Origin of the sequence: Burkholderia sp. E168m22, from assembly GCF_001319805.1 — a bacterium.
Classification (GTDB): Bacteria; Pseudomonadota; Gammaproteobacteria; order Burkholderiales; family Burkholderiaceae; genus Burkholderia; species Burkholderia orbicola.
On record NZ_BBSK01000101.1, the window covers coordinates 31,363 to 44,424 of the forward strand.

The 13,062-nt window shown below is 65.8% G+C and carries 7 protein-coding genes and 1 tRNA gene; 3 read left to right on the top strand and 5 right to left on the bottom strand.

Annotation, left to right across the window (positions count from 1 at the left end):
* The first annotated feature begins 193 nt into the window (after positions 1-193).
* The gene (locus AP428_RS22725) at positions 194-2,026 is read left to right on the top strand and encodes a protease pro-enzyme activation domain-containing protein (RefSeq protein WP_011548140.1); all 1,833 of its coding nucleotides are present in this window, start codon (positions 194-196) and stop codon (positions 2,024-2,026) included.
* A gap of 452 nt (positions 2,027-2,478) precedes the next feature.
* Positions 2,479-4,161 carry a DUF3300 domain-containing protein gene (locus AP428_RS22730; RefSeq protein ID WP_011548141.1) on the top strand — a complete coding sequence of 561 codons (1,683 nt, stop codon included), beginning with the start codon at positions 2,479-2,481 and terminating at the stop codon, positions 4,159-4,161.
* A 69-nt stretch (positions 4,162-4,230) separates the two neighbouring features.
* Here AP428_RS22730 and AP428_RS22735 read toward each other — a convergent pair whose 3' ends face one another.
* Positions 4,231-4,881, bottom strand: a complete 651-nt coding sequence (locus AP428_RS22735; RefSeq protein ID WP_011694689.1) for a pyridoxamine 5'-phosphate oxidase family protein — start codon at positions 4,879-4,881, stop codon at positions 4,231-4,233.
* A gap of 234 nt (positions 4,882-5,115) precedes the next feature.
* Here AP428_RS22735 and AP428_RS22740 point away from each other — a divergent pair, with 234 nt between their 5' ends.
* Positions 5,116-6,582, top strand: a complete 1,467-nt coding sequence (locus AP428_RS22740) for a PLP-dependent aminotransferase family protein (RefSeq protein WP_011548143.1) — start codon at positions 5,116-5,118, stop codon at positions 6,580-6,582.
* Between the two features lie 7 nt (positions 6,583-6,589).
* On the opposite strand, the gene AP428_RS22745 is transcribed toward AP428_RS22740, so the two are convergent.
* The 4 genes from AP428_RS22745 to dnaG form a co-directional block, all read right to left on the bottom strand.
* On the bottom strand, positions 6,590-8,140 hold the full coding sequence (locus tag AP428_RS22745; RefSeq protein WP_011548144.1) for a phospholipase D family protein: 1,551 nt from the start codon (positions 8,138-8,140) through the stop codon (positions 6,590-6,592).
* Positions 8,141-8,397: 257 nt separating this feature from the next.
* Positions 8,398-8,476 (bottom strand) — tRNA-Ile (locus AP428_RS22750).
* Positions 8,477-8,614: 138 nt separating this feature from the next.
* Positions 8,615-11,032, bottom strand: a complete 2,418-nt coding sequence (gene rpoD / locus AP428_RS22755) for an RNA polymerase sigma factor RpoD (RefSeq protein WP_011694687.1) — start codon at positions 11,030-11,032, stop codon at positions 8,615-8,617.
* 88 nt (positions 11,033-11,120) lie between these two features.
* Positions 11,121-12,998 (bottom strand): DNA primase, encoded by a 1,878-nt coding sequence (gene dnaG, locus AP428_RS22760; RefSeq protein ID WP_011694686.1) that lies wholly within the window; start codon positions 12,996-12,998, stop codon positions 11,121-11,123.
* Between the last annotated feature and the right edge of the window lie 64 nt (positions 12,999-13,062).

A 13,062-nucleotide genomic window follows, 5' to 3' on the forward strand; every position in this document is an offset into this window, starting at 1 on the left:
CGGCGCAGCTTTCCCGTTACCGCGTTTTCCGTATTTCGCCTCCGGAGAAAAACCGCTTTCCGGATCGGGCGAAAGGCCCTGTCGCGTCCGTGCCATCCGCCCGCATGCGACAGAAAGCGGCGGTGCATGACCCGCACCGCTGTCGACCGTTGTTGTTCGTGCCGTTCGTTGTTCAACCGGAGGGGTAATTCAAATGAATCAGGTTGCAAACAAGAATCAAAAGCACATTCGCGTCGTCAAACTCGCATTCGCCGCAGCAGCAGCCGCGACGTTCGGCATGGCGACCGCCCATGCCGCGCCCGCGGCCGGCTGGACGGAAACGCACACCAAGGGCTTCCTGCCGCTCGTGCAGCAGAACGAAGCCGGTACGGCCGGCGCGCCCGCGGCGAGCACGGCAGCCGCTGCCGCCTCCGCGATCGACATGGCGCCCGGCGAATCGGTGGACATCGTGCTCGGGCTGAACCTGCGCAACGAAGCCCAGCTCGACCAGTACCTGCGCGACCTGCATACGCCCGGCTCGCCGCACTACCGGCAGTTCCTCACGCCGGCGCAATTCGCCGCGCAATATGCGCCGACCGACCAGCAGGTCGCCTCCGTCGTCGCCCACCTGCGCAAGGCCGGCTTCGTGAATATCGTGGTCGCGCCGAACCGGCTGCTGGTCTCCGCGTCCGGCACCGCGGGCACCGTCCAGTCCGCGTTCCGCACGACCCTCAAGCGCTTCACGCGCAACGGCCGCAGCGTCTATGCGAACACCGACGCCGCGCAAGTGCCGAACGCGATCGGCAACGTCGTCGGCTCGGTGCTCGGCCTGCAGAACGTCGAGCTCGTGCATACGGGCGCGGGCAGCAAGCCGCAAGGCAACACCAGCAACCTGACGATCCCGGCCGGCGCGTCGGCGGTGCCGCACAATCCGACCGAGTTCTCGTCGATCTACGGCGGCGACGGCACGCCCACGGCCTCGCAGACCACGGTCGGCATCATCTCCGAAGGCGACCTGTCGCAGACGGTGAGCGACCTCAATACGTTCGCCGCGAACAACGGCCTCGGCACGATCAGCAGCAGCATCGTGAAGACGGGCCCGGCCGGCAGTTCGTACACCGACACCGACGGCACCGTCGAATGGAACCTCGACAGCCAGTCGATCGTCGGCGCGGCCGGCGGCAGCGTGAAGCAGGTCGTGTTCTACGTCGCGCCGTCGATGACGCTCACCGCGATCACGGCCGCGTACAACAAGGCCGTGACCGACAACGTCGCGAAGGTGATCAACGTGTCGCTCGGCGTGTGCGAATCGTCCGCGAACAGCACCGGCTCGCAGGCAACCGACGACACCATCTTCAAGCAGGCGGTCGCGCAAGGGCAAACCTTCTCCGTTTCCGCCGGCGACCACGGCGCGTACGAATGCGCGAGCGGTACGCCGTCGCGCTCGACCTACACGGTGAGCGAGCCGGCCACGTCGCCGTACGTGATCGCGGTGGGCGGCACGACGCTGTTCACCAATACGTCGACCAATGCGTACAACAGCGAGATCGTCTGGAACGATCCGAGCTGGCAGCCGGGCACCGTGTGGTCGACGGGCGGCGGGTACAGCAAGTACGAGGCCGCGCCGACGTGGCAATCGTCGACCCTCACCGGCTCGACCAAGCGCGCGCTGCCCGACGTCGGCTTCGACGCCGACCTGCGCACGGGTGCGATTCTCGTCGTGAACGGCCAGACGTCGGACACGCTGTGGGGTTCGGGATACCTGAACAACGAAGGCGGCACGAGCCTCGCCGCGCCGATCTTCACCGGCATCTGGGCGCGGCTGCAGTCGGCCAACAACAACGCGCTCGGGTTCCCCGCGTCGAGCATCTACAAGTACTTCCCGACCAACGCGGCGCTGCTGCACGACGTCACGTCCGGCAACAACGGCAGCGGCACTTACGGCTACAAGGCGAAGGCCGGCTGGGATGCGACGACGGGCTTCGGCAGCGTGAACATCTCGAAGCTGAATACGTTCATCCAGAGCACGTCGGATTTCGCGCGCTGATGGGCCGTTGACCGAACCGGGTACGGTTGCGCAACGCATCACGTGCGCCGCAGCCGTACTCAACCGCGTTGAAGAAACCCGCGAAGGCCTCGCAACCTTCGCGGGTTTTTTGCATGCCGTGCCCACTCACCTCGCGCAGCAAGCATCACGCCTGCCCCCAACCTTGCAATCGTTGCGCAAACAACTTTCACGTCGGTTACCGCGCGCCCGCCTGTTCGCTTACGGACTGCAAGGCACACACACTGTTACACAACACCGCGACAACTTCCGTGCATGTCGTGCGTTTAACTGAAGGTATCGATTCGTCGCGGGACAACCGCCATGCGAACACGATCCAGCCGCCCGCTCCGGCCGATGCCACCGGAACCTGCGCGGACGGTCGCGACATGGTGTTCGAGCCGATCGCCCGGCCCGCGTGCCTGCCAACGCTGTCACCACATCGAACGAACAACATGAACCATGCCCGTGCACACCGCCCCGTCAGGACGCTGATCGCGTCGTCCGTCATCGTGTCGCTGCTCGGCCTGTCGGCCTGCAACAAGCGCGACGAAAGCAGCGCCGCCGCGCCGGCCAGCGATGCGAGCGCCGCCTCGGCGGCACAGCCCGCGTCGACGCCCGTCGCGTACACGCCGCCGAGTGCCGACCAGCTCTATCAGATGGTCGCGCCGATCGCGCTGTTCCCCGACAAGCTGGTCGCATTGGTGCTCGCGGGCGCAACGTATCCGGACCAGATAGCGGCCGCCAATACATGGGTGACGCAAAATCCGTCGTTGAAGGGCCAGGCGCTCGCGAGCGCCGCCGATGCGCAGCCGTGGGACCCGTCCGTCAAGGCGCTGACCGCGTTCCCCGCGGTGCTGTCGCAAATGGCGTCGAACCCGGCCTGGACCACCTCGCTCGGACAGGCGTACTACAACGATCCGACCGACGTGATGAATGCGATCCAGGTGATGCGCCAGCGCGCGCAGAAATCCGGCCATCTGCGCTCGAGCGGCCAGATGCGGGTCACGCAAGTCGCGCAAGCCGCGCCGGCGGGGTACACGCCGGCCACCGACGCGCCGGTGGTCTACAGCGGGCCGGCGATCGTGCCGCCGCCCGAGCAGGCGATCGAGATCGAACCCGCGCAGCCCGATGTCGTGTACGTACCGTCGTACAACCCGACCGTCGTCTACGGCGAGCCGGTTTCGTCCTACCCAGGCTATGTGTATCGGCCACCCGTCTACAGCACCGGCGAAGTCGTCACGGCCGGCGTGATCACGTTTGGCATCGGCATCGCCGTCGGCGCGGCGATCTTCGGGCATCACGACTGGGGCTGGCACGCATGGGGCGTGAACTGGGGCGCACCGCGCCCCGAAGGCCCGGCGTGGCACGGCGGCTGGCAGCGTCCGGCCGTGGTGTACAACCACACCACCTACGTGACGAAGTCGACCACGGTGATCAACAACATCACGAACATCCGCAACACACGCATCACGAACAACTACGGCGGCAACGTCACCAACAACAACACGACGATCGAGCGCAACACGGTCCGGCCGGGCGCGGAGCCGATGCGCGGCCAGGCCCTGGAGCAGCGCCCGGGTGCCGCGCCGATGACGATCCCGCATTTCGGTGCAAACGACGCGCGCCCCGGTGCACGACCCGCGCCCGAAGCATTCGCGCAGCATCGCGCGAATGCGCCGCATGCCGAGGTGCCTGTGCCGCATCCGCCCGGTGCGACGCACGACACGCGGCAGCAGGCGATGCAGCGCGAACATGCCGCGCAGGAGACTCGCGCGGCGGCGCAGCAACAGCAGCAACAACGCGCGGAAATGCAGCGACACGACGCGGCCCAGCAGCGCGAAGCGCTGCAGCAACGCAATGCCGCCCAACAGCAGGAACACGCTCAGGCGCAGCAGCGCGACGAAGCGCAACAGCAGCAACGCGTGGAAGCGCAGCAACGTGACGAGGCCCGGCAACAGCAGCGGAGCGAGGCAGCACAACAGCAACAACGCAAGGAGATGCAGCCGCACCCCGAAGCGCCGCCACGCGAACACGCGGCACCGCAGCCTCGGCAAGCAGCGCCCGAGCATGCGCACGCGCCGCATCCGGCCGAGTCGCACCCGCCGCACGAATCGCGCGAACATCGGCCGGGGTAAAAGCACGACACGCCGACATCTTGGCCAGGCGGGCGCTACGGCCCGCCACGCCACGCGCCGCCGCGCCCTTCAATCGGCCCAGTTCCGGACGTAGTCCGGCACCACCACGTTGCCGTCTGCATGGACCGGCGCGCCGCGTGTCGTCTTCAGTGGCAGGATCCCGGCCCACACCGCCAGCCCGAGATCTTCCTCTTTGTCGGACGGCAGCGAATCGCTGATTTTCACGGCCGCTTCCGCCATCGAAATCCGCAGCACGCTGGTCGCATTGATTTCCTTCGAATTGCCCGGCCGCGCTTCATGCTTGCGGCCCGGCGCGATCTTGTCCATCAATGCATCCAGCGCGGCGAGTTTTTCCGCGCTGCCTTCGATCACGTCGAACTGCCCGTAGATCACCGCGGATCGATAATTCATCGAATGATTGAAGGCGGATCTCGCCAGCACGAGGCCGTCCAGCAGCGTCATCGCAACGCAAGCCTGCGCGCCGGCCGACAATGCCTTGACCATGCGGCTGCCGTTCGACCCGTGGATATAGAGCGCGTCGCCCCTTCTCCAGTGCGCGGTCGGAATGCAGTGCGTGTTCTGCCCGTCGCCGAACGCGATGTGACAGACATACGCTTCGTCCACGATGCGGTGGAGCATCGTGCGATCGTGGCTCGCCAGTTCAGGCAGGCGGCGAATGGTCGTACGCGGCGTGGAAGAGAGATCGGTCTTTTCGTTCATCTATCTGTACTGCGAAATGAATGGTATCGGCATCGTGCCGTACCCGTGCATGAGCGCGCGACTACCCCGCCCATCGACAGTCGCTCGTCGAATCGAGCAAAATACGCGCATCCCGCCAGTCGCGCCGATCGCTGAAAATGCGCGTTGCCGGCCTGCCCCGCGAGAACGTGAACGATACGATGCGCGCGGCCTCTTCGAAAGAACCAGCATAACGAAAATTTCTGGAACCAGCCCATGGATCTCGCGCTGCTCATCTCGTCGCTTGCCAGACAGGACGGCGCGACAACGCATAGTCGGCAGGAAGCCCTCTACCGGAGCCTGCGCAACATGCTGCTGGACGGGCACCTCCCGCCCGGCACGCGGCTCGCGTCGACGCGCGTGCTCGCGGCCGAGCTGGGCATCGCGCGCAATTCCGCGGTCTATGCGTACGAGCGTCTTGCCGAGGAAGGCTTCGTGGCGGCCACGCGCAACGGCACGATCACGCTATGGGACGGATGCGACCGCTCGAACGTCGCAAAGGAAGACGGCCCCGCGCCAGTTCACTTGTCGGCGCGCGTGCACGGGCTGGAGAACGCCGACCCCGAGCCCGAACGCATGCTGCCGTTCGTTCCCGGCCTGCCGTCCCTCGACGAATTCCCGGTTGCCCAGTGGCGTCGTTGCATCGAGCGCGCATGGAAGACCATCACGCCCGCCCGGCTGGCGTACGGCCCGGTCGAAGGGCTGCCCGAACTGCGGCGCGCGGTCGCCGCATACATCCGCGTGTCGCGCGGTGTGCGCTGCGACACGGGCCAGGTGTTCATCACCGACGGCACGCAGAGCAGCCTCGAACTCTGCGCGCGCATGCTGGCGAATCCCGGGGAATACGGCTGGCTCGAGAACCCTTGCTACAACGGCGCGAGAACCGCGTTCCGGTCGACCGGCCTGAATCCCGTGCCGATCGAGGTCGATCGCGAGGGCATGGCGCCGACCCACGCGCAGTGGCGCACCCACCCGCCCCGGCTGATCTATACGACACCGTCGCACCAGTACCCGCTCGGCGCGCTGATGAGCCCGCGGCGCCGCGCGGCGCTCGTCGAGCATGCCCGTGCATGCGGCGCGTGGATCATCGAGGACGACTACGACAGCGAGTTCCGTCACGGTGGCCAGCCGCTGCCCGCGATCCAGGGCCTGCATGCGGATGCACCGGTATGCTATCTCGGCACGTTCAGCAAGACGATGTTTCCGGCCCTGCGGCTCGGCTTCATGGTGGTGCCGCCGGTGCTGGTCGACCGCTTCACGCGCACGCTGCGCGAACTCGTCCATCGCGGCCACTCGGCCGACCAGTTGGCGATGGCAGAATTCATCGATACCGGCCTGTTTGCGCGGCACCTGCGGAAGATGCGGGCGCTCTATGCCGAGCGGCGCGGCGGCCTCGAAGCGGCGCTCGCCCGCCATCTCGGCACATCGCTGAGCGTGCGGGAAAGCCCCGGCGGCATGCATCTTTCCGCGGATCTCGCGGCGCCGCTGCACGATACCGACGTCGCGCGCACGGCCGCCGCCCGCGGCTTGCTGCTGCAACCGCTGAGCAGCTATTGCATCGGCGACGGCCGCCGCTACAACGGCTTCGTGCTCGGCTATTCAGGGCTGAGCGATGCGACGATCGAGACAGCGGCGATGCAGTTTGCCGACGTCATCGAGCAGCACCGCCGCGCGCGGCACTGAGTGCCGCTCACAGTTGCGATTCGATCGGAAACAGCCCGAGAAACCACACTTCCATCCGCCGCGGCGCCGACACTTCCGGTTCGTGATCGATCTCGGTGACCTTCCCGTCTGCATCCGTCTGAACCCACTTGAGGCGCCCGCTGCCGGCCGGATCGGTTCTCGCCTCGACACGCCACGCGATCTGGTCGAGCCGCGCCTCCAGATCGTCGGCCACCTGCGATGCAATCGCCGGGCTCTCGCAGTAAACGCCGATCTCCGTATTGAGGTTCAGCGAGCGCGGATCGAGATTCATCGACCCGATGAAGATGCTCGTGTGATCGAATACGTAGGTCTTCGCATGCAGCGATGCGCGCGACGAGCCGATGATCACCTGCTTCGAAATGCTCTTGTCGCCCGAGGGCCGGCGCTCGTAAAGCCGCACGCCGGCATTCACCAGATCGCTTCGATAGCGGCGGTAGCCGGCATGCACGGCCGCCACATCGGTCGATGCGAGCGAATTGGTCAGCACCGTCACGCGCACGCCGCGCGCCGTGAGCGCGCGCAGCCGCTCGACCACTTCCTTGCCGGGCACGAAATACGGCGACACGATCAGCAGGTCGTGCCGGGGCTGCAACGCAAGCGCACGCAACTGCGGCATCAGGTGGCCGTCGCGGTCCTTCGGCGGATGCGCGATCTTCGACGGATCGTCGTACAGCACCGTCGCATGCCCCCACGACAGCTCCGTGCCCTGCCCGTGGACGATCCGGTCGAGCCGCTGGCGGGCCTCGAGCACGTACGGATTGTCCTCCATGGCCCTCAGGTAGTCGCGCAACCGTTCTCGCTCGCGCTCGAGGCCGCCCGGCGCCGCATCGTGCCCGACCAGCGTATCGACCGGATACGCGTACGGCGAATTCCAGAACGTATCGAATTCCGTCGAGATGTCTTTCACGACCGGCCCGTGAACGACGACATCGAGATCGCCAAACTCCAGCATCGACGATGCGCCGAAGTATTCGTCGCCGATATTGCGCCCGCCGACGATCGCCGCCTGGTTGTCCGCGATCATCGCCTTGTTGTGCATGCGCCGGTTGACGCGCGAGAACTCGAACAGGGTGCCGAGCTTCTTGAACCGGCGCGACGCCACCGGATTGAACAGCCGGATCTCGATGTTCGGATGCGCGCTGATCTCGAGCAGCTTGCGGTCGTCGGCGTTGGTGCCGAGATCGTCGAGCAGCGCGCGCACGCGCACGCCGCGGTCGGCCGCACGCATGACGGCGTCGGCCAGTTCGTGGCCGGTCAGGTCGTCGTGCCAGATGTAGTACTGAAGGTCCAGCGAACGCTCGGCGCGGTCGGCGAGCAGCACGCGCGCGTCCAGTGCGTCGACCGGATCGGTCAGCAAATGAAATGCGTCCTGCCCCGGATGGGCGGCAGCCTGCTGGCGAAATGCCACGCCGAGGCGCGTATCGTCGGTATCGGTGAATGCATGCGTCGGCGCGCGGTCGGCCTGCGGCGGCAGGCTCGCGCACGCGGCAAGCATCAGCAACGACAGAATCGCACCCCACGAACGCAGCCTGATCATGATCGCCGTCCCCGCTCCCGGGTGAAATCCGTTTGTTCTGGCCGCCGAATGGAGGCGGCATTGATCGGCGGTCCTGACGTGCGCGCGTATCGCGCCGTGGCCGGCCGCGCCACAGCATACTTCGATTGCCATCGGCGCGGCAGCCCCTCGTTGTTTTCCTGATTGCACCGCGCGGCCGCCCAAAGAAAAACCCGCGACGCATGACGCGATCGCGGGTTTTCGGCATGCCGCGATACTGCGCGGCGCGGCATGAAATCTGGTGGGCCCCCCGGGAGTCGAACCCGGCACCAACGAATTATGAGTTCGCTGCTCTAACCAAGCATGAGCTAGGGGCCCAGACGAGAAGCAAAGCGTGCTACACGCCCCCCCGGCAACGAAGCCGGGCCGGCATTGTAACAACAAAGACGACAGAGGGAACGAACGCCACCGGCATCATGCGGATACCGGCGGCGTTCGTAAGAGAGACGCTGGAAATCAGTTCCCTTCGAGGAACGACTTCAGCTTGTCGGAACGGCTCGGGTGACGCAGCTTGCGCAGCGCCTTGGCCTCGATCTGACGGATCCGCTCGCGCGTGACGTCGAACTGCTTGCCGACTTCCTCGAGCGTGTGATCGGTGCTCATCTCGATACCGAAACGCATCCGCAGCACCTTCGCCTCGCGCGGCGTCAGCGAATCGAGCACGTCCTTCACGACGTCGCGCATGCTGGCATGCAGCGCGGCATCCGCCGGCGCGACCGTGTTGGTGTCCTCGATGAAGTCGCCGAGATGGGAATCGTCGTCGTCACCGATCGGCGTTTCCATCGAGATCGGCTCCTTCGCGATCTTCATGATCTTGCGGATCTTGTCTTCCGGCATCTCCATCTTCTCGGCGAGCGTTGCCGGGTCCGGCTCGAGACCGGTTTCCTGCAGGATCTGCCGCGAGATGCGGTTCATCTTGTTGATCGTTTCGATCATGTGAACCGGAATACGGATCGTGCGCGCCTGGTCGGCGATCGAACGCGTGATGGCCTGACGGATCCACCACGTCGCATAGGTCGAGAACTTGTAGCCGCGACGGTATTCGAACTTGTCCACCGCCTTCATCAGGCCGATGTTGCCTTCCTGGATCAGGTCGAGGAACTGCAGGCCGCGGTTCGTGTACTTCTTCGCGATCGAGATCACGAGACGCAGGTTGGCCTCGGTCATTTCGCGCTTCGCCTGACGCGCCTTCAGTTCGCCGGCCGCCATCTGGCGGTTGGTTTCCTTCAGGTCCTTCAGCGGCAGCACGACGCGCGCCTGCAGGTCGAGCAGGCGCTGCTGCTGTTCGCGGATCGCCGGGACGTTACGCGACAGCACCGCGCTGTACGGATGGCCTTCCGCGGTGATCTTCTCGGCCCAGTCGAGATCCGTCTCGCTGCCCGGGAAGCGCGCGATGAATTCCGAGCGCGGCATGCCGCACTTGTCGACGACGATGTGCAGGATCTGACGCTCGACCTGACGCACTTCGTCCACCTGCGCGCGCAGCGTGTCGCACAGGCGTTCGACGGTACGCGCGGTGAAGCGGATCGTCATCAGTTCGCTCTGGATCGTTTCCTGCGCCTTCAGGTAGGCCTTCGACTTGTAGCCTTCCTTCTCGAACGCGCGGCGCATCTTGTCGAACCACTCGCTGATCTGCGAGAACTTCTCGAGCGATGCGCGCTTGAGGGCTTCGAGCTGGGCGGCGTTCGCCGATGCCTGCGCGGCACCGTCGTCTTCCTCCTCTTCCTCTTCTTCCTCTTCCTCTTCGGCTTCCTCGTCCTCGTTCTCGATGGCTTCCGCTTCCTTCGCGGAGAAGCCGTCCGTATCGGCGGAGTCCGAAGCATTCGGATCGAGCAGGCCGTCGACGAGCTCGTCGACGCGGATCTCTTCGTTCGCGACGCGTTCGGCCATCGCGAGGATGTCGGCGATCGTCGTCGGGCACGCGGAGATGGCCATCACCATGTGGCGCAGGCCGTCCTCGATCCGCTTCGCGATCTCGATTTCGCCTTCGCGCGTGAGCAGCTCGACCGTGCCCATCTCGCGCATGTACATCCGGACCGGATCGGTCGTGCGGCCGAATTCCGAATCGACGGTGGACAGCGCGACTTCCGCTTCCTCCTCGACTTCATCGTCCGACGACGCGGCGGGCGCGTTGTCGTTCAGGAGCAGCGTTTCCGCGTCCGGCGCCTGCTCGTAAACCGCCACGCCCATGTCGTTGAACGTGCCGATGATGCCCTCGAGGGCTTCCGTCTCGGTGAAGTTGTCCGGCAGGTGGTCGTTGATTTCGGCGTACGTGAGGAAGCCGCGCTCCTTGCCGAGCTTGATCAGCGCGCGCAGTTTCACGCGGCGCTCTTCGAGCTCCTCGGCCGTGCCCGGCGTGCTCGTCGCGAACGCTTCCTTCAGCAGCGCCTTTTCCTTGGCGCGACGATCGCGCACCTTGGACTTGCCCGGTGCAGCCGCGGCTGCGGGCTGCTCGTCGCTCTGATTTGCGTCGTCTTCGACGGATACTTCGTTCAGCTTTTTGGTCATGGAGTTCGCCGTACCGGCTATATCGACTCGCGGCTGCTGGACGACAGCCGGTTGAACCGTGGGTGCATGAGTAGTACGTACTGCCGTTTCGTCCGCGTCGGCAGTCGTGTCCCTTGCGCTTTTCGCACTTGCCCGCTTCGCCGCCGGCTTGGCCGGCCCGGAGTCGGGTCTGGCGGCAGCCCGTGTTCTGGCTGCCGGCGCCGGCGCAGCCTGAGCAGTGCCGGCCGCGGTTTTCTTTCCTGCAGGGGCTGACGTGGCTGAAGACGTTGTCCTGGTGGAAGAAGCAGACTTGGCCGCTGTGACCTTCTTGGTCGGCTCCGTCGAGCCCTTGCCTGTTGCTTTCTTTCCGCCTGTCGTCTTTGCCATCGCGATTCTCGCCTCTGCTTGGAAAACAAACCGCTGGAAACCTTATATTATAGCACGCTGGGGAGCCCTCTCTAAGCGCCCCAGCCGCCTACAGCCCGAGCCGACGCTTCATGTCGGTTCGCTGCTGGTTCAATTCCGTCAATTCGGCCAGTTCCTCGGGGGTGAAGGTGGATTGCCGCGCCAGCCTGTCCAGCCGGTCGCAGCAGGCGTCATAGCGCATCTTGAGCACCGCTGCCTGCAGCTCCTCCCCCGCGATCCTCTCCTGCTCACGCTGCCGCTCGGGCACCGTCTCGTCTTCCGGATTCTGTAACAGCAAATCGCGGACGTTTTCATCATAGTCCAGAATTTCGCGGAAGATTTCCTCGTAAGTCGCCCCGTTCGAGGACGTCCTGAGGACATCCGACAGCAGCCGGAACTCCGCGCCGTCGCCCAGCGCGCGCGCATGATCGACGACTTCCGCGAACAGCTCGCCGATGCGCGGCAGCGCGCGCAGGGTCGCAATCTGTTCGTCGTCAAGCTGCGATGCGATGCGCGGATGCATCACCAGCGTACGCAACGCGCGCTTTTCGCTGTCCGTCACGCGGCGCCGCTCGCTGCGCGCGGGCGCCTGGCGCGGCGGCGTCGCGATGCGCGTATCGACGTCCGACAGCGCCGCGACCTCTTCGAACGGGATGTCGAGACGGTCGGCGAACATGTGCATGATCTGCGCGCGCAACGCGTTCGCGGGCAGCGCCTGCAACAGCGGCTTCGCATCGAAGAGCGCCTTCGCGCGGCCTTCCGGCTGATCGAGCGCCTTGCCGGCAATCGCTTCGTTCAACAGAAATTGCGACAGCGGCATCGCGCGTTCGACCTGCTCGGAGAACGCCTCCGCGCCGAATTCGCGCACGTAGCTGTCCGGATCGTGCTCGGTCGGCAGAAAAAGGAACCGGATCGTGCGGTTGTCGCCCGCATGCGGCAGGCAGGCCTCGAGCGCGCGCCGGGCCGCGCGCCGCCCGGCCGAATCGCCGTCGAAACTGAAAATGACCGTGTCGGTCTGGCGCAGCAGCTTCTGCACGTGAATCGGCGTGCATGCGGTGCCGAGCGTCGCGACCGCGTTCGGAAACCCGAGCTGCGCGAGCGCGACGACGTCCATGTAGCCTTCGACGACCAGCACGTACTTGCGCTCGCGAATCGCGAGCCGCGCCTCGAACAGCCCGTACAGCTCGCTGCCCTTGTTGAACAACGGCGTTTCAGGCGAATTCAGGTACTTCGGTTCGCCGCTGCCGAGCACGCGGCCGCCGAAACCGATCACCTGCCCCTTCACGTTGCGGATCGGGAACATGATCCGCTCGCGGAACCGGTCGTAGCGGCGCGCGACGCCCTGGGCGTCGGTTTTCTCGCTGACGATCACGAGCCCCGCCTCGACGAGCGACTCGTCGCGATAGTCCGGGAACGCGGCCTCGAGGTTCTGCCAGCCGTCCGGCGCATAGCCAAGACCGAAGCGTGCGGCGATCTCGCCGGTCAGGCCCCGGTTCTTCAGGTACTGGATCGCGACGGTCGCGCCGCGCAACTGCTTGCGGTAGTAGTCGCAGGCCGCCGTCATCGCATCGGACAGCGCGGTCGCCACCGATTTCGACACGGGCGCCGGATAGTCGCCGCCACCGCCTCCGCCCCCACCGCCGCCGCGCATCGACGGTTCGTGCGGCACGGTCAGCCCGACGGATTGCGCGAGTTCCTGCACGGCTTCGGGGAACGTGAGCCCCGCATGCTCCATCAGGAAGCCGATCGCGGTGCCGTGCGCGCCGCAACCGAAGCAGTGATAGAACTGCTTGGTCGGGCTCACGGTAAACGACGGGCTCTTCTCGTTATGGAACGGGCACAGCCCCATGAAGTTGGCGCCGCCCTTCTTGAGCTGCACGTACCGGCCCACCACGTCGACGATATCGACGCGGTTCAGCAAATCCTGCAGGAACGAATGCGGAATCACCGTGGGATCGAGCGAAAAAAGACAATACGACGCCCGGCGCACGCATCGCTGGGCGCGCCGGGAA